Raw genomic sequence first — 16778 nt, 5'->3', positions numbered from 1 at the left:
CGCGTCAAGCGGCCTTGGCGCCCCCGGCCGCCACCGCGTCAGTTGGCGGGCGGCGTTGCCCCAGCCGCCGGTTCCGCGCCCTCAGCGGGCTGGGGCACGGTGCTGTCCGCCTCGACCGCGGCCTCGGCCGCCGTTTCGGACGTGTCGCGCCCCGACAGCACCATGAAGGCGACCAGGATCAGAAAGCCGATGGGAATAAGGGCATAAAGCAATGCACGAGACATGCCGCGTCTGGGCTGGGGTTCCGGGGCCATGAGGGTTCCTTTCCGATGTGTGGGGAACAACGGGGAAGGGCGTGGGGTGGTTTCAGGGGCAACCACCATGGTTCAGCTAAAGTTTTCTTTCCAGAAGTCGTTGCACCCGCTGTTCAACGACATTCTGCGAAATTTCGAAGCCGTCAAAAGCCCTCATGAGAGGTGCAATCACGTGACCAACCGCAGGCGCTATTGCTGATACAGGAGTACCAGCGGAGACTTCTACAAAACTTTCCACTCGTTGGTCAAATGCCTCTCGCCCGGGAGAGAAATAGGATATTCTGTCGGCCCAAGCATCCAGTGTACGTCCTCGCAATTTGTCCCAGCGGAAAAGGAAACCAAGCCGAGTGTCTTCGGCCTGCCCCAATGCGCGAGCAAAGCTAAGCCCGACTGCAATTGTTTCGGCTACCCGATAGATTATCAAGATCGGATCTAGCTTTGTTAGTGGTTCAACTTTGTTAGTTAAATCATCTTGCAACAACCGCCAGAGGTAGAACACTCCAGATGCATCCATAGTTTGAATATCAAGGTGACTGCTCCAACCAGCGCCAATATTTGCGATAACACTTTGCCAAACGCCGTCCATCAAACGAGGAGCCGCAGATTTGTCTATAAATCTTCTGGAGTCCAGCCATATTGGCCACCCTGTAAGCTGAGGGTTAGCGGAACTGATCGTGTTGAGGAAGGTCCGGTTGGACGCATCGGCTCGAGAAGGAGCAAAGACTAATGCTACACTCCATGAACCCAGACTACCCGCTGCTTTTCTCTCCTCCGCTGTGATAGTTTGGATAAGTTGGTCCCGGCGACGGTCCCCTTCGGCGAGTGCTTCGGCTGCACGTTCCCGTAGAGAGAACTCTTTGGTTCCTTTGGCAGACAAAGCACTTGCCAACGAAGCACGTCCGTTGCCGTCCAGATGTCGCCGCAAGAAACGCCCGATGTCGGCTTCTCTGTTCTCAAAACAAATGTCTGCCAACTCTCGCCAGTCTCCCCAATTAATTGCCGCAGAACTAGGAGTTCCGTTCGCCTGTAGAGTTCTAAAGTAAACTGCGTTTTGATTTAAATGTTTTATTCCATTAACGTGCAGATCAGCCTTACATGCTACAGGCACTATCGATCCTTCAGGCACTCCTATTACAGGAAATTCTTGACCGTCGCGAAAGGCGAACCCGACGCCTACTTCAAATGGAATAGCCGCATATTTCGAAATAATGGCTTGCAGAATGTCGATGTGAAATGCCGTGCGGATATTGGCAGGTCTGCCATCCGTTACTGGCAACATCGTTGAATCATCTAGGCCAATAATCAAGTAGCCGCCGTTCCTATTGCGCAACGCAAGTGCGGCTTTCGCAATCTTGCCCTTACCTTCGGGTGAAGCAGGATCTATCCAGCTTTTAATCTCAACGTTTAGGCTTTCTGATGGAGCCACGAGTAGTGCATTAATCCGGTCTTGCGTGAGGTCCATGCCGCATCTTATCCCTATAAGAAAGGCCCCGCCACCCGGCGAGGCCCCTTTCCTTCATCCTCAGCAAATCAATACCGCCCAGCCATCACCGACAGCGGCAGCGGCACGATCCTGTCGGCATTGCCGGCCGTCCCGAACGCCTCGAAGCGGTCCTTGCAGACCTGCGACATCATCTGCATGGCAGGCTTCAGATACTTGCGCGGGTCGAACTCGGACGGGTCCTCGGAAAACACCTTGCGGATGGCGGCGGTCATGGCCAGGCGGTTGTCGGTGTCGATGTTGACCTTGCGCACGCCGTGCTTGATGCCGCGCTGGATCTCCTCGACCGGGACGCCCCAGGTCGGCTTGATGTCGCCGCCATAGCTGTTGATGATCTGCTGCAGATCCTCGGGGACCGAGGACGATCCGTGCATCACCAGATGGGTGTTGGGCAGGCGGGTGTGGATTTCCTCGATCACATGCATCGCCAGGATGTCGCCGTCGGGCTTGCGAGAGAACTTGTAGGCGCCGTGCGAGGTGCCCATGGCGATGGCCAGCGCATCGACGCCGGTGTCGTTGACGAACCGCACCGCCTCGTCCGGGTCGGTCAGCAGCTGGTCGTGGCCCAGCTGTTCGGTGGCGCCGTGGCCGTCCTCCTGATCGCCCATGCCGGTTTCCAGGGAACCCAGCACGCCCAGCTCGCCCTCGACCGAGACGCCGCAGGCATGGGCCATCTGCACCACCTGGGCGGTCACGTCGCGGTTATAGTCGTAATCGGCGGGCGTCTTGCCGTCGGCTTTCAGCGACCCGTCCATCATCACGGAGGTAAAACCGTTCTGGATCGCGGTGGCGCAGGTCGCCAGCCCGTTGCCGTGGTCCAGGTGCATGCACAGCGGGATGTCTGGGAACGCCTTGGCGAAACCCTGGATCAGCCCGGCCAGCACCAGGTCGTTGGCATAGGCGCGCGCGCCCCGGCTGGCTTGCAGGATGACCGGCGATTTCGTCGCCTGCGCCGCGGTCATGATCGCCAGACCCTGCTCCATGTTGTTGATGTTGAAGGCGGGGACCGCGTAGCCGTTCTCGGCCGCGTGGTCGAGAAGCTGGCGCAGGGTAATCATGGGCATGTCGTTATCCTTCGGTGGGTTCGGCCAGATAGCCGAGGATCGTCTCGACCTCGTCCTTAGCGCCGAATATCAGGGGCGTCATGTCGTGTAGCGTTAACGGTTTGCGGTAACGGATGGGCTGGGCGCCATCGGATGCCCGCCCGCCCGCCTGTTCGATCAGAAACGCGATGGGCATCGCCTCATAGACCAGACGCAGCTTGCCCTTGCCGTATCCGGGGCGGTTGTCGGCCGGATACAGGAACGCGCCCCCGTTCAGCAGGATGCGGTGCAACTCGCCCACGGCGGCGGCGAGCCAGCGCATGTTGTAGGTCTTGGCCAGCGGCCCGTCCCGGCCCGCCCGCAGATCGGCGACCCAGCGTTGCAGCCCCGGCGCCCAGTGGCGTTCGTTGGACGCGTTGTAGGCGATGGTGGACGCCTTGGGCTTCAGCGTCACATTCTCGCGCACCAGGCGGAAGTCCTGCGCCTCGGCGTCCCAGCCGGCGATGTGGGTGCCATCGCCCAATGACCAGCCGAAGTCCATCGAATGGCCAAAGGACGCATAGCCCGCCGCGACCACGCTTTCGCCCGTGCGCAGGAATCCTTCGGGCGCGGCGGGCAGGATGGAAAACAGCATCCCCAGCGGCGCGCCGATGCCAATGCTGCCGGACCCGTCGATGGGATCCATCGCCACGTCCCATGCGCCGTCGGGGTTGAGGTCGATCACCGCCTCGGCTTCCTCGGACAGCACCTGCCGGACGCCCGCCCGGCGCAGGGCCGCGATCATGTGGTGGTGGGCGCCGACATCCAGGGCCTTTTGCCGGTCGCCGGTGTCGTTGACGCCCACGATCTCGGTCGGGTCGCCGTGCAGGCGACCGGCGGCAAGGCGTGCCATCAGCGGGGGCTGCGCCCGCGCGATGGCGCGGACGATGGCGGCAGGGCCATCCCCGGTCAGCACCTGCGACAGCAGGCGGCCCGTGGCCGGGCCGTCGTTCGGCAGTTTCAGCATGCCTCAGGCCTTGTTATATTTCGCATCGACCGCGTCGATGGCATTCACGTTGCCCGCCGACTTGCCGGCCTTGTCGAAGTTTTCCGTTTCCGCCAGGAACGCATCCGCGATGGCCTTGGCCAGTTCCGGGCCGATCACGCGGGCGCCCATGGTGATGATCTGGGCGTCGTTGGACAGCGCGGCGCGGGTGGCGGAATAGGTGTCGTGGGTCAGCGCGGCGCGGATGCCCGGCACCTTGTTGGCCGCGATGCAGACGCCGATGCCGGTGCCGCAGACCAGGATGGCGCGGTCATAGGTGCCGTCCCTGACCTGGCTTGCCACCCGGTCGGACAGGTTGGCGTAGAAAGCGTCGGCGCCCGCGTCGGTGCGGCTGATCTCGGCCACGTCATGCTTGCCCTTCAGGTGATCGGCCAGCACCTTGGCCAGACCTTCGCCCGCGCTGTCGCCTGCGATTGCCAGTTTCATGTCTTGTCTCCGATAGTTGCGGCGCAGCGCGCCAGGATGTCGAGATAGCCGTCCACATTCCAGGCGGACCGGCCGATGAACAGCCCGTCGATGTGCGGGCATCCGATCAGTTCCTGACAGTTTTCAGGATTGACCGAGCCGCCGTAAAGACAGGGCACGGTGCGGCCCAGGACGTTCTGGGCGACCGCGATGATTTCCGCCTGACGGGCGTCGGCATAGTCGGACGTGGCGGGGATGCCGTTCACGCCGATGGCCCAGACGGGTTCATAGGCCAGCAGGATTTCGGCGTTCTTCTGATCGCCCGACAGCCGGGACAGAGCGCCGCGCACCTGCGTTTCCAGCACGTCCTGCGCGCGGCCGGATTCGCGTTCGGCCAGCGTTTCGCCGATGCAGACCAGCGGGATCAGGCCGTGGCGCACGGCGGCCTCGGTTTTCAGGCCGACGGTCTCGTCGGTTTCGCCGAAATGCTCGCGGCGTTCGGAATGCCCCAATTCCACGATGTCCAGGTTGCAGTCGCGCAGCATCATCGGGGACACTTCCCCGGTCCAGGCGCCCTCGTCGGCCCAATGCATGTTCTGCGCCCCGACCTTGACGGATGTATCGGCCAGCCATTCCTTGACCTGCCGCACGGCGGTGAAGGGCGGGATGACAAAGCGCCGGATGCGCGGGTCGCGGTCGGCGTCGGCGGCGGCCAGCCCTTCGGCAAAGACGCGCGCCTCGGCCAGCGTCTTGTTCATCTTCCAGCTGGTGCCGATCCAGAAATCGCTCATGTCAGTCCCCCGTTCAATCCTTTGCGATGGTCAGCCGCAGCCCGGCCCGGTCGATCGCGGCGCGATCCTCGGGGGCGGGGGCGGCGTCGGTGATGATGGCGTCGAAATCGGTCAGATCCGCCAGCGCGTGCAGCGCGGACCGGCCAAAGCGGCTGTGGTTGACCAGCAGCACGGTCCGGTCGGCGGCGGCCATCATGGCGCGCTTGGCGCGGACCGCCGCGTCGTCCATGTGAAACGCCCGCAGCCCCGCCACCGCGGGGGTCGAGATGAAGGCCAGATCCGCGCGCAGCCGCGACAGCGCATCTTCGGTCACGGTGCCGAAAAAGCCGTTGAACTTGGCGCTGTAGGTGCCGCCCAAGGCGATCAGCGTCACGCGGGGCGCGTCCTTCAGCCGGTCGATCACGGCGGCGTTGTTGGTGATGACGGTCAACGGCGCCCTGCCCGTCAGGCTGGCGCCCAGCAATGCGGCCATGGATCCGTCGTTGACCATCACCGTCATGCCGGGTTCCACCAGATCCAGCGCCGCGCGGGCCATGCGCGCCTTGGCGTCGCCGTCCTGCAAGGCGCGGATGCGGAAGTCGCTTTCGAACTGCGTCCCGGCCTCGATGGTGGCGCCGCCGCGCACCTTGCGCAGCAGGCCCGCCTGTTCCAGGTCGTCCAGGTCGCGATGGATGGTCATGCGCGACACGGCGAAGCGGTCGGCCAGGTCGTCCAGATCGACAGCCCGCGCGCCCACCAGAAGATCCATGATCGCCTGCCTGCGGTCGTCGCGCTTCACCTGATCCTCCGTCGTTGGCTTAGTTCTAACATCTGCGGCGCAAATCGCAACATATTTTTTGTGAATTTGTGATGAGAAAATGTGATTATTGTTGTGATCGCGTTTCGTCCGCGTTATGCCATCCCAAACCGTCGGAGGACCACATGCCCCTAGATTCGCCCCAAGACCCCAAGATCGCCGCCAAGGCCGATCTGGATCCGCAGAATTTCGCGCTGGCCAATTGTATCCGCGCGCTGTCCATCGACGCGGTGAACGCCGCGAACTCGGGCCATCCGGGCGCGCCCATGGGCATGGCCGACGCGGCGACCGTGCTGTTCCGTAACCACCTGAAGTTCGACGCCAAGAACCCCGACTGGCCGGATCGCGACCGCTTCGTGCTGTCGAACGGCCACGCATCCATGCTGCTCTACAGCCTCTTGCACCTGACGGGGTATGAGGACATGACGCTGGAGCAGGTCAGGAACTTCCGCCAGTGGGGGTCGATCACGGCGGGCCACCCGGAATACGGCCATGCCCAGGGCATCGAGACGACGACCGGGCCGCTGGGCCAGGGCATCGCCACGGCGGTCGGCATGGCGCTGGCGGAACGCGCGCTGGCGGCCGAATTCGGTGACGATCTGGTCGATCACCGCACCTATGTCTTTACCGGCGACGGCTGCCTGCAAGAGGGCATCGGGCAAGAGGCGATCAGCCTGGCGGGCCATCTGGGCCTGGGCAAGCTGATCGTGCTGTATGACGACAACGACATCACCATCGACGGCCCGACCTCGATCAGCTTTTCCGAGGATGTCCCGGCCCGCTTCCAGGCCTGCGGCTGGCATGTCCAGAAATGCGACGGCCATGACGGCAAGGCGCTGGACGCGGCCATCGCGGCGGCCAAGGCGGAAACCGGCAAGCCGTCGCTGATCGCGATGAAGACAGTGATCGGATTCGGATCGCCCAACAAGGCGGGGACGTATTCGGTTCACGGATCGCCCCTGGGCAAGGATGAGGCCGCGCTGACCCGCGAGGCGATCGGCTGGCCGCACGAAGCCTTTGTGATCCCCGACGATCTGGCCGCCCAGTGGCGCGACATCGGGGTGCGCGGCGCCAAAGACCGCGAGGCGTGGGAGGCGCGTCTGGCCGGGAAATCCGCCGATCTCCGCGACGAATTCAACCGCCGCATCGCGGGCACCCTGCCCGAAGGGTATGACGCGGCCGTCAAGGCCGCGCGCGGCGCGCTGTTCGCGGACCCGAAAAAGGCCGCGACCCGCAAGGCCAGCCAGATGGCGCTGGAGCCGCTGACCGCCGCCCTGCCCGAGATGATCGGCGGATCGGCCGACCTGACCGGATCGAACCTGACCCGCGTCAAGGCCGTGGACAGCCAGTACACCCGTCAGGCGCCGGGCCGTTACATCGGGTACGGCGTGCGCGAATTCGGCATGTGCGCGGCGATGAACGGCATCAACCTGCATGGCGGCTTCATCGCCTATGGCGGGACGTTCCTGGTGTTTTCCGACTATGCCCGCAACGCCATCCGCCTGTCGGCGCTGATGGGGGTCGGCACGATCTTCGTGATGACCCATGACAGCATCGGGCTGGGCGAGGACGGCCCGACCCACCAGCCGATCGAGCATCTGGCGTCGCTCCGCGCCATCCCCAACCTGACGGTGCTGCGCCCCGCCGACACGGTGGAAACGCTGGAGGCCTGGGACATCGCGATCCGCAACCGCCATGTGCCGTCCTTGCTGGCCCTGTCGCGCCAGGACGTGCCGCAACTGCGGCTGGACGCGGGCGACGAGAACCTGACCGCCAGGGGCGCCTATGTCATCCGCCAGTTCGGGGAAGGCCGCGACGTGACCCTGATCGCCACGGGGACCGAGGTCGCGTTGGCCGTGCAGGCCGCCGAGGCGCTGCACGAAGGCGGGCTGGCCGTCGCCGTCGTGTCGATGCCGTCGTGGGAACTGTTCGACGCCCAGCCGGACGATTACCGCAAGGCCACCCTGGGCGACGCGCCGCGCATCGCGGTGGAAGCCGCGGGCAAGTTCGGCTGGACGCGCTATGTCGCGTCCGAGGACGACGTGATCGGCATGACCGGCTTTGGCGCCTCGGCCCCCATCGAGCGGCTGTATCAGGAGTTCGGGATCACCAAGGAGGCTATCGTGGCGCGGGCCAAGGCGGTGGCCGGACAATAATCCATTCCCCGCGCGGGATCAGACGACAGCGAACGGGCCGGGCATCGCGTCCGGCCCGTTTCGCCATCGGTCATCCCGCAAGGGCCGCCGCCGTCACCTCGTCGGTGATAAGCCCCCGCAGCCGCCCGCTGTTCAGCGCGGCGCGGATCGCCTCGACCTTGTCGGCGCCGCCCGCGATCACCACCGTCCGGCTGTCGCCGGGTTCGTCCAGGGACGCGGACAGGGTGCGCGCGGTCAGGGTCGTGTCCAGCACCCTGCCCGTCGCGTCGAAGAAATGGCCCATCATCTCGCCCACGCCGCCGCCCGCGCGGATCTCGTCGATCTCGCGCGGTTCGATCATGCCCGATGCGACAAGCTGCGCGCCGGGATCGACGGTGCCCATGCCCACGAACTTCAGCCCCGCCCCGTTGGCGCGGTCGAACAGGTCGGCCACGCCCGGCTGGGCCAGCAGCACCGCGCGGTCGCGTTCCGAATTGGAAAAGAACGGCACCGGCAGCACATAGGCCTGCGCCCCGGTCTTTTCGGCCAGCCGGTGCATCACGTCGTGGCGGTTGGCCGAATAGCTGCGCGTCAGCCCGCCCAGCAGCGACACGAAGCTGGTGTCGTTGGCGTCGAACCGGGGCATCTGTTCCACCGCGGCCGCCAGCGTGCGGCCATGGCCCAGCCCGATCAGGCTGTGTTCGCCGCGCTCGATTTCCCGGCGCAGAAAGCTGGCCCCGGCCAGGCCGAGAGCGCGCAGGGGCATTCCGTCCTCGCCCAGGTCGGGGGCGACCTCGCAGAAGGCCAGCCCGTATCGCGCGCACAGCCGATCCTCGAGCATGGCGCATTCGACGATGGCGCCGTCGATGCTGACCTTGACCACGCCGTCCGCCACCGCCCGCGCGATCAGCCGGTGCGCCTTGACGCCGGTGACGCCCAGCCGCTTGGCGACCGCGGCCTGGGTCAGGCCGCCCGCGTAATGCAGCCAGGCCGCCCGGATCGCCAGGCTTTGTTCGGGGTCGTTTCCGTCGCGCCGCGCCATCAGCCCGCATCCTCCATCGCCCGGCGCAGGTCGGCTGTCGTCAGCGCCGCCGGATTGGCCTTCATCGAGGATGACGCGGCCGCAGCCTCGGCGGCGGCGGCCTGCGCTTCGGGGCCGATGCCAAGGGCGGACAGGGCGGGCAGGCCGGCGGCATGGGACCAGTCGGCCAGGGCGCGCGCGGCCTCGGGGGCCGAGGCGTGGGGCCGGCCAAAGGCCGCGCCGATCCAGTGGGCGACCTGATCCAGCCGGGCGATGATCGCGGGATCGGCCGCGGCGCGCCGGTTGGCCGCCAGCACATGCGGCAGCAACGCCCCGCAGATCGCGCCATGCGCCGCGCCGGTCAGCCCCCCCAGCGGCCCGGCCAGGCCATGCACCGCGCCCAGCCCGGCATTGGCAAGGGCAAGCCCGCCGCACAGGGAAACCCAGGCCATGTCGTCGCGCGCGGCCGGATCCTCGGCCTCCATCAGCCGCCGGATCGCCACGATGCCGCGCGGAATGGCCTCGCGGCACAGCGCGTCGGTCAGGGGATTGGCGCGGGTGCAGACATAGGGTTCGACGACTTGCGTGATGGCGTCCAGGCCGGATGCCAGCGTCACCGCGCGGGGGCAACCGTCGGTCAGCGCCGGATCGACGATGGCCAGGCGCGGCAGCATCCGCGCATCGCGCAGGCTGACCTTGCGGCGGTGGTCCGGCACGCCGATCACCGCGTTGCGCGTGACCTCGGCCCCGGTGCCCGCCGTGGTGGGGATGGCGACAAAGGGCAGGGGCGGATGGTCCAGCGGCAGGCCCCGGCCCACGACCTCCAGATGGTCCAGCATGGGGCGCGTCGCGGGAACCAGCGCGGCGACGGCTTTCCCCGTGTCGATCACCGCGCCGCCGCCCAAGGCCACGACGACCTGCGCGCCATTTGCAGCCAAGATGCCGTCCTGGACCAGCGGAATATCCGGTTCGCGCGGCACGGCGAATCCCGTGACCGCGCAGCCTTGTGCCGCCAGCGCATCGGCCAGCCAGGACGCGCGGCGCGCGTCGCGGCCATGGACCAGCAGCACCCGCCCGCCCATGTCCGCCACCCGCGCCGCCGCATGACCCGCCTGCCCCCTGCCGAACAGGATCGCGGTCGCGGTGGCGAGGGCGAAGGGCGCGATCATCAGATCTTCAGATCCCTGGCCCCGCTGTCGATATGCGGCGCCCAAAAGGCCACGCTTTCGGCGATCTGGGCGATCACCTGGCGGTCGTTCGGCTCTCGCTCCTTGAAGGACAGTTCCAGGCAGATTTCGTTGTCCACCGCGCCGCCCGCCGCGAACGCCGCCAGCAGCGGTTCGGGCTGAATGGCGCCCTTGGCGTTGTATTCGGCGGTAAAGGGGCGGTGGCCCGACTTGTCCATCATCGACTGCTTGATGTGGATGATCGGGCTGACCCTGGGGACCGCGCGCGCCCAGGCATAGGGGTCGGTGTCGTCGGGGTCGGGGCTGGTCACGTCGCCGTGGTCGATGTCGGCCATCATCCACATCGGCACCGCCATGTCCGCCGCCGTCAGCCGGTCTTGCAGGTCCATGCAGGCCGCGATGGTTTCGCCGAATTCGCGGGCCACGCTCATCGGTTCCCAGAACACATAGTCCAGCCCGGCGGCCTTGGCGTGATCCGCGACCTCGGCCCAGCAGTCGATGGCAGTCTGGATCAGCGCCTCGCGTCGGATGGGATCGTCGTAATCCTGATAAGTGAAGATCGCGAATTGCGTGCCGACCGACGTGCCGCCCAGATCGCCGATGATGTCGGCAAAGGTCTTGAACCAATCGACATAATACCGCCGCACGTCGCGGTCGGGATGGCCGAAATGGTTCAGCCGCCCATAGGGGCCGGTCATGCCGCTGGTGACGCGCACGCCGGTCCGGTCCAGGGCCGCCGCCATCTGGCGCGTCAGGCGGCGGATCACCGGGGCGGACCAGCCTGGGTTGATGAATTCGTGCGTCAGTTGCAGGTCGCGGATGCGAAGGTCGCGCGCGACCATGTCGATCAGGTCGTCGGGATCGGCAAAGCGGTTGACCAGCGGGTTGGTGTTCAGCGACAGCGTCAGGGCCATGGCGGTCACGCGGCCTGCGCCAGATCGGACCGGCCGAACCAGTCGGCAAAGGCGTCGCGTTCCTGCGGCGTCAGGTGCAGGTAATGCTTGGTGCGCCGCAGCAGGATGTCGTCGGGCGTCTGCGCCCATTCGCGGGCGACCAGATAGCGGACCTCGGCTTCATAGAGCGTGCCGCCGAAATGCCGGCCCAGGCCGTCCAGGTTCATCGCTCCGGCCACAACGTCCTTGGTCCGCGCGCCATACAGGCGGGCGTAATGGACGACCAGCGGGCGGGGCATCCAGGGATGCAGTTCGCGCAGCAGGTTCAGAAAGGATTCGAAGTCGGCGTTGGCGATCTCTCCGCCCGGCAGGGGGGCGTCGCCGGTCCAGTCCGGTCCCATCTGCGGAAAGATGTCGCGCAGCCGGTGGATCCCGCGTTCGGCCAGTTCGCGGAACGTGGTGATCTTGCCGCCGAACACGTTCAGCAGCGGCGCCCCCCCGGTCGTGTCCAGGTCAAAGACGTAATCGCGCGTCACGGCGGACGGGTTGCCCGCCCCGTCGTCGAACAGCGGACGCACGCCGGAAAAGGCATGGATCACGTCCGACCGGCGCAGCTTTTCCTTGAAATAGCGGTTCACGGCGGCCAACAGGTAATCGACCTCGGCATCCGTGATCGCCACATCCTCGGCCCGGTCCTCCCAGGGGATGTCGGTGGTGCCGATCAGCGCCTTGTCGCCTTCGTAGGGGTTGATGAAGATCACCCGCTTGTCGTGGTTCTGGACCAGATAGGCCTGCGACCCCGACCACCATTTCGGCACAATGATGTGGCTGCCCTTGACCAGCCGGACATTGCGGCTGGAATTGGCGCCCGCGACGGTGTTGATGACCTGCGACACCCACGGCCCGGCACAGTTGACGATGCAGCGCGCGCGGAAGGTGCGGGTTTCGCCCGTGGATTCGTTGCGGGTCTGGACGGTCCAGGCGCCATCCTCGCGGCGGGCGGACACGCAGGCGCTGCGGGTCAGGACCGTGGCGCCCTTTTCGGCGGCGCCCACCGCGTTCAGCACGACCAGCCGGGCGTCGTCCACCCAGCAGTCGCTGTATTCGAACCCCTTGTGATACCGGTCCAGCAGCGGCGCGCCCTCGGGGTCGCGGCGCAGATCCAAGGTTCGCGTCCCCGGAAGTTTCTTGCGGCCCCCCAGGTGGTCGTACAGGAACAGCCCCAACCGGACCAGCCAGGCGGGGCGGTCGTCGGGCGAATGCGGCAGCACGAAGCGCATCGGCCAGATGATGTGCGGGGCGGCGGCCAGCAGCACCTCGCGCTCGATCAGGGCCTCTCGGACCAGGCGGAATTCGTAGTATTCAAGGTATCGCAGGCCCCCGTGGACCAGCTTGCCGGACCGCGACGAGGTGCCCTGCGCCAGATCGTCCTTTTCGCACAGGACGACCTTCAGGCCCCGGCCCGCCGCGTCGCGGGCCATGCCCGCGCCGTTGATGCCGCCGCCGATCACGAACAGGTCGATCAGGTCAGAATCAGAGGTCATGGTCGGTGTCCTTTCAGGGATCGGGCCGCGGCCAGCGCGTCCCAGGCGGGCGGCAAGGCGCGTCGCGACGCGGCAAAGGCAGGAAACAGCGCGTCATAGGCGGCGACAAGCGCGGGATCGGGGATTTCGGCGTCGCCCAGCAGCGGCGTCACCCAGTCGGCGATGCAGGCCTCCATGTCGGGATAGGCGCCGATGGCGACGGCGGCCATCATGGCGGCGCCCGCCGCCCCGGCCTCGTCCCGGCCGGACACGCGGACGGGGGCGTTCAGCGATGCCGACAGGATCCCGCGCAGGCCCCGCGATCGCGCCGCGCCGCCGGTCAGGCGCAGTTCGGCGGGCAGCGGACCCATCGCGGCGTAACAGTCGCGCATGGCCATGCCCAACCCCTCGGCCACGGCGCGGATCAGGTCGGGATAGCGGTGGCCCGCCGACAGGCCGACAAAGCCCGCGCGGGCATCGGCGTTCACGAACGGCCCGCGTTCGCCCGCGTCCGAGATATAGGGGTGATAGACGATCTGGCCGGGCCGGGACTGCGCCAGCCAGCCCTCGATATGGGCGACCAGATCGCGATGGTTCACGGCATGGCCCATGTCGGACAGGATGCCCGCCGCCAACCCCAGAACCCAGTCCAGGTTCAGGGTCGCGGCCATGTTGGTCTGGACCTGCGTGACGATGCCGGGGATCGGCAGGCAGATGACATAGCCAGTGCCCTGATCGTTCAGATGCACGTCCTGCGACCGCACCGCGCGCAGGTGCACCCCGGTGGATCCCACGGTGGAACAGGCCACGTCGCCCGCCGCCCCGCCATAGACGCCGGCGCCAAGCGCGGTCATCACCATGTCCACATAGCCCAGGCTGACCGGCGTTCCCGCCAGCAGCCCGGTCTGGCGCGCGGCGTCGGCGGTCAGCGGATGCGTGACCTGCGTGCCGTCGATGATCGGGGGCAGCAGGTCGCGGCGATGGGTCAGGCCAAGCGCCGCGATCACCGCGTCGTCGTATTGACGGGTGCGGAAATCGCCGAAGGTGAAGCTGGCCTCGGACGGGTCGGTGGCCCGCACGCCGGTCAGGCTCAGATACAGCCAGTCCTTGCAATGCAGCGCGACCTGCGCCCGGTCCAGCAGGTCGGGCGCATGGGCATCCATATGCGCCATTTGCGCGCCCTGCTGGCAGGTGTTCAGCCCGGTCCCCGTCGCCTCGAACCGCGCGCGGTCGGCCCCGCCGCCCGCCAGCCGCGCGACCGTTGGCGCGGCACGTGCGTCCAGCCACAGCCAGGCGTCGCCCACCGGGCCGTCGCGGCCCACCAGCCACGTCCCGTCGCCCTGCCCCGTCACCGCCAGCGCGGCCGCGCGCGCGGCCAGCCCGTCGACCTTGGCGCCAAGCCCGCGCAGCGCCGTCGCGCAGTCGTCCCAGGTTCGGGCCAGCGACTGCGTGGCCGCCCCGTCCGCGCCCGAATGATAACGGTTGGCAACCGACGATGCCGCGACCTGCCGCCCGCCCAGGTCAAAGGCCACCGCCTTGATGACCGAGGTGCCTGCGTCGATCCCGATCAGCAGGTCACGACCGGACATGGACAAAATCCCCGCGAATGGGATCGAACACGTCGGCTGTCATTCCAAGCCCTCCTGCGCGGGACCATGAACAGGACCGCGCCCCTTGGGAAATCCATACACGAAAGAACAGGGATCGTGAATGCATTTTTTTGCAGACACCGAAATAAATTTCAGATATGGTCGGGGGCAAGCGCAGGTTCTGCCCGAGGAAGCACCCTGCCCGTCCGATGCCTGTGGCCTTTGGCCGCCGACCGGGCGACGAACGCAAAGGGGGGATCGGACATGCCCGGCAGGCCAGCCGCCAACGCGCGGCGACAACGCACGGTTTCCCGCGGCGGCGGTTGTCGTTTCCGCCGGCCCGGCTTTTGCTGATCCCGTCCACCACCATGCAGGGCCACCCGTCATGACGCGAAACATCGCCCCCACCACGCCCGCGCCCAAGGCCCCCGCCCCGTCGCGGCGCGGCCTGACGATCGGGGTCGCCGCCGCCGTCCTTGTCGCTGCGGCGATCGCCTTGGATACCACCGCGGTTCCCATCGGATCGGACGCCGACGTGCGGGTGCAGGCCTTTTCGCCCGATGCCTATGGCCAGACCGAATTTCCGCGCATCCAGGCCTTCGTCAAGGAAAAGGCCGTCGATGCCGCGACGCTGGCCCCCGCCGTGCTGGCCGACAAGGACGCGGCGGCGGCGCAATACGGCACGCCGTCGTCCACCGGCGCGATCCTGTTCGTCAGCCTGACCGGCGTGGCCGGAGAGGCGCGGTCAGGCGTCTATCCCCTGACGGTTCAGGGCATGCCCGAGGACATCACCGTCCGCGTCCAGACCGGCCCCGCGATCAACGGCACCGACCTGCGCGATGCGCCGGGCGACATCGCCTTTGGCGGCTTCAAGAACCAGATCGAATATCAGGACGCCGGATCCGGCATCAACCGCGCCATGAAGGCCGCCGTTCTGGACGGGATCGACACCGCCAGCCTGACCGGAAAGTCCGTGACCGTCACCGGCGCCTTTCGTCTGGTCAATCCCAAGAACTGGATGATTACCCCGGTCGAGGTGGCGGTTCAATGAGCGGGCCAATGACCGCGCAGACCCAGGGCGCCCCCGACGCGCGCGACGTCGTGCTGGCCGCGCGCAACGTCGCCAAGTCCTATGGCAGCGTCCACGCGTTGAAGGGCGTGAACTTCGACATCCATCGCGGCCAGGTCACCACCCTGTTCGGGGAAAACGGTGCGGGCAAATCGACGCTGATGAAGATCCTGTCGGGCGTCATCCAGCCCACCACCGGGGACATCATCCTGGACGGCCGGCCGGTTTCCTTCGCCAACGCCAACGAGGCGCGCGACCGGGGCATTTCCATCATCCACCAGGAACTGTCGCTGGCCCCCAACCTGTCGGTGCGCGACAACATCTTCATGGGGCGCGAACTGCGCGGACCCCTGGGCGTCGACTTCGCCGAGGAGGAACGCCAGACCCGCCGCCTGATGGAGGAGCTGGAGGAGGAGATCGACCCCCTCACCCCGGTCGAGGAACTGCGCCTGGGCCAGCAGCAGATCGTGGAAATCGCCCGCGCGCTGTCGGTGGACAGCCGCATCCTGATTATGGACGAGCCGACCAGCGCGCTTTCTGCCTCCGAGGTCGAGGTGCTGTTCAAGGTGATCCGCGACCTGACCGCCAAGGGGGTCAGCATCGTCTATATCTCGCACCACCTGGAAGAAGCCCTGACGATCACCGACCATGCGGTGGTGCTACGCGACGGCGCCATGACGGCCTATGCGCCGCGTTCGGACATCGACCTGGACTGGATCGTGCGCAACATGGTGGGCGAGAATTACGACCTGGGCAGCCCGCCCGACAGCGACCGGCGGGATGTCGCCCTGTCGATCCGCAATCTGTCGGTGCCGGACGCGACCGGCAAGGATCTGGTGCGCGGCCTGTCGCTGGACGTGCGCGCCGGGGAAATCGTCTGCATCTATGGCCTGATGGGCGCGGGGCGCACCGAACTGCTGGAAACCTGCGCGGGCCGCCTGCGCGCCACGGGCGGCCAGATCGTGCTGGAGGGGCAGGAAGTGTCCCACCTGTCCATCGCCGAACGCATCTCCCGCGGCCTGGCCCTGGTCCCCGAGGATCGGCAGCGCGACGGGCTGGTCCAGACCATGAGCGTGGGCCAGAACCTGTCGCTGGCATCCATCGCCAGCTTCACGCGCGGGCTGTTCACGTCGACCGGGGCCGAGAAGAAGCTGATCGAGGACAGCATCCGCACCGTGACGGTCAAGACCTCGGGCGGCGGCGCGCCCATCGGATCGCTGTCGGGCGGCAACCAGCAAAAGGTAGTGATCGGCAAGATGCTGGCGACGAAACCCCGCGTCATCATGCTGGACGAGCCGTCGCGCGGCATCGACATCGGCGCCAAGGCCGAGGTGTTCCGCCTGCTGGCCGACGGCGCGCGCCGGGGCCTTGCCGTTCTCTATTCCACGTCCGAGGTCAGCGAATGCCTGTCCATCGCCCATCGGATCGTCGTCATGCACAAGGGCCGCATCACGGCCGAATTCGATTCCACCGTCACCAAGGAAAAGATCATGGCCGCCTCGGGCGAGTCCGTGGCCGCCTGACGG

15 protein-coding genes are annotated in these 16778 nt (G+C 66.8%); 3 read left to right on the top strand and 12 right to left on the bottom strand.

Features of this window, described 5'->3' with window-relative positions:
- Window positions 1-38: 38 nt before the first annotated feature.
- The 7 genes from CHB77_RS13295 to CHB77_RS13270 form a co-directional block, all read right to left on the bottom strand.
- Window positions 39-254: a hypothetical protein gene (locus CHB77_RS13295; RefSeq protein WP_089388708.1), complete on the bottom strand. Its 216-nt coding sequence runs from the start codon at window positions 252-254 to the stop codon at window positions 39-41.
- A 76-nt stretch (window positions 255-330) separates the two neighbouring features.
- Window positions 331-1716: an AlbA family DNA-binding domain-containing protein gene (locus CHB77_RS18095; protein WP_131023364.1), complete on the bottom strand. Its 1386-nt coding sequence runs from the start codon at window positions 1714-1716 to the stop codon at window positions 331-333.
- Between the two features lie 68 nt (window positions 1717-1784).
- On the bottom strand, window positions 1785-2819 hold the full coding sequence (gene fba, locus CHB77_RS13290) for a class II fructose-bisphosphate aldolase (protein ID WP_089388707.1): 1035 nt from the start codon (window positions 2817-2819) through the stop codon (window positions 1785-1787).
- A 4-nt stretch (window positions 2820-2823) separates the two neighbouring features.
- Window positions 2824-3804 (bottom strand): class 1 fructose-bisphosphatase, encoded by a 981-nt coding sequence (locus CHB77_RS13285; RefSeq protein ID WP_089388706.1) that lies wholly within the window; start codon window positions 3802-3804, stop codon window positions 2824-2826.
- A gap of 3 nt (window positions 3805-3807) precedes the next feature.
- Complete coding sequence (derI, locus tag CHB77_RS13280; RefSeq protein WP_089388705.1) at window positions 3808-4269, bottom strand: D-erythrulose-4-phosphate isomerase; 462 nt, start codon at window positions 4267-4269, stop codon at window positions 3808-3810.
- Complete coding sequence (locus CHB77_RS13275) at window positions 4266-5039, bottom strand: triose-phosphate isomerase (protein WP_089388704.1); 774 nt, start codon at window positions 5037-5039, stop codon at window positions 4266-4268. Before CHB77_RS13275 ends, derI begins: the two co-directional genes overlap by 4 nt.
- Window positions 5040-5052: 13 nt before the next feature.
- Window positions 5053-5817 (bottom strand): DeoR/GlpR family DNA-binding transcription regulator, encoded by a 765-nt coding sequence (locus CHB77_RS13270; RefSeq protein WP_089388703.1) that lies wholly within the window; start codon window positions 5815-5817, stop codon window positions 5053-5055.
- A 143-nt stretch (window positions 5818-5960) separates the two neighbouring features.
- Between CHB77_RS13270 and tkt the strand changes: the two genes are divergently transcribed.
- On the top strand, window positions 5961-7991 hold the full coding sequence (gene tkt / locus CHB77_RS13265; RefSeq protein ID WP_089388702.1) for a transketolase: 2031 nt from the start codon (window positions 5961-5963) through the stop codon (window positions 7989-7991).
- A gap of 70 nt (window positions 7992-8061) precedes the next feature.
- Here tkt and CHB77_RS13260 read toward each other — a convergent pair whose 3' ends face one another.
- Genes CHB77_RS13260 through CHB77_RS13240 form a run of 5 tightly spaced genes read right to left on the bottom strand, consistent with a single transcriptional unit; the run spans window position 8062 to window position 14183 of the window.
- Window positions 8062-9012, bottom strand: coding sequence for a sugar-binding transcriptional regulator (locus CHB77_RS13260; protein WP_089388701.1), 951 nt, complete (start codon window positions 9010-9012; stop codon window positions 8062-8064).
- Window positions 9012-10157 (bottom strand): iron-containing alcohol dehydrogenase, encoded by a 1146-nt coding sequence (locus tag CHB77_RS13255; RefSeq protein ID WP_423212899.1) that lies wholly within the window; start codon window positions 10155-10157, stop codon window positions 9012-9014. The genes CHB77_RS13260 and CHB77_RS13255 overlap by 1 nt, the downstream gene beginning before the upstream one ends.
- A gap of 2 nt (window positions 10158-10159) precedes the next feature.
- Window positions 10160-11092 (bottom strand): sugar phosphate isomerase/epimerase family protein, encoded by a 933-nt coding sequence (locus tag CHB77_RS13250; RefSeq protein WP_089388699.1) that lies wholly within the window; start codon window positions 11090-11092, stop codon window positions 10160-10162.
- Between the two features lie 5 nt (window positions 11093-11097).
- Window positions 11098-12615, bottom strand: a complete 1518-nt coding sequence (locus CHB77_RS13245; RefSeq protein ID WP_089388698.1) for a glycerol-3-phosphate dehydrogenase — start codon at window positions 12613-12615, stop codon at window positions 11098-11100.
- Window positions 12612-14183, bottom strand: coding sequence for an FGGY-family carbohydrate kinase (locus CHB77_RS13240; RefSeq protein ID WP_089388773.1), 1572 nt, complete (start codon window positions 14181-14183; stop codon window positions 12612-12614). The genes CHB77_RS13245 and CHB77_RS13240 overlap by 4 nt, the downstream gene beginning before the upstream one ends.
- 385 nt (window positions 14184-14568) lie before the next feature.
- Between CHB77_RS13240 and CHB77_RS13230 the strand changes: the two genes are divergently transcribed.
- Entirely contained in the window at window positions 14569-15234 is a 666-nt protein-coding gene (locus CHB77_RS13230; protein WP_089388696.1) for a DUF2291 family protein, read from the top strand.
- 8 nt (window positions 15235-15242) lie between these two features.
- The gene (locus tag CHB77_RS13225) at window positions 15243-16775 is read left to right on the top strand and encodes a sugar ABC transporter ATP-binding protein (protein WP_089388695.1); all 1533 of its coding nucleotides are present in this window, start codon (window positions 15243-15245) and stop codon (window positions 16773-16775) included.
- Window positions 16776-16778: the final 3 nt, after the last annotated feature.

The organism is Paracoccus sediminis, assembly GCF_900188295.1.
In the GTDB taxonomy this organism is placed as follows: domain Bacteria; phylum Pseudomonadota; class Alphaproteobacteria; order Rhodobacterales; family Rhodobacteraceae; genus Paracoccus; species Paracoccus sediminis.
Note: the sequence above shows the minus strand (reverse complement) of the source record. Positions and strands in the feature narration are given on the sequence as shown.

Excerpts from the sequence above, each read along its gene's own strand:
- CHB77_RS13275 (WP_089388704.1), bottom strand. The coding sequence starts at position 5,039 with ATGAGCGATTTCTGGATCGGCACCAGCTGGAAGATGAACAAGACGCTG.
- CHB77_RS13295 (WP_089388708.1), bottom strand. The coding sequence starts at position 254 with ATGGCCCCGGAACCCCAGCCCAGACGCGGCATGTCTCGTGCATTGCTT.
- CHB77_RS13285 (WP_089388706.1), bottom strand. The coding sequence starts at position 3,804 with ATGCTGAAACTGCCGAACGACGGCCCGGCCACGGGCCGCCTGCTGTCG.
- fba (WP_089388707.1), bottom strand. The coding sequence starts at position 2,819 with ATGCCCATGATTACCCTGCGCCAGCTTCTCGACCACGCGGCCGAGAAC.
- CHB77_RS13240 (WP_089388773.1), bottom strand. The coding sequence starts at position 14,183 with ATGTCCGGTCGTGACCTGCTGATCGGGATCGACGCAGGCACCTCGGTC.
- CHB77_RS13245 (WP_089388698.1), bottom strand. The coding sequence starts at position 12,615 with ATGACCTCTGATTCTGACCTGATCGACCTGTTCGTGATCGGCGGCGGC.
- CHB77_RS13230 (WP_089388696.1), top strand. The coding sequence starts at position 14,569 with ATGACGCGAAACATCGCCCCCACCACGCCCGCGCCCAAGGCCCCCGCC.
- CHB77_RS13250 (WP_089388699.1), bottom strand. The coding sequence starts at position 11,092 with ATGGCCCTGACGCTGTCGCTGAACACCAACCCGCTGGTCAACCGCTTT.
- tkt (WP_089388702.1), top strand. The coding sequence starts at position 5,961 with ATGCCCCTAGATTCGCCCCAAGACCCCAAGATCGCCGCCAAGGCCGAT.
- CHB77_RS13225 (WP_089388695.1), top strand. The coding sequence starts at position 15,243 with ATGACCGCGCAGACCCAGGGCGCCCCCGACGCGCGCGACGTCGTGCTG.
- derI (WP_089388705.1), bottom strand. The coding sequence starts at position 4,269 with ATGAAACTGGCAATCGCAGGCGACAGCGCGGGCGAAGGTCTGGCCAAG.
- CHB77_RS13260 (WP_089388701.1), bottom strand. The coding sequence starts at position 9,012 with ATGGCGCGGCGCGACGGAAACGACCCCGAACAAAGCCTGGCGATCCGG.
- CHB77_RS18095 (WP_131023364.1), bottom strand. The coding sequence starts at position 1,716 with ATGGACCTCACGCAAGACCGGATTAATGCACTACTCGTGGCTCCATCA.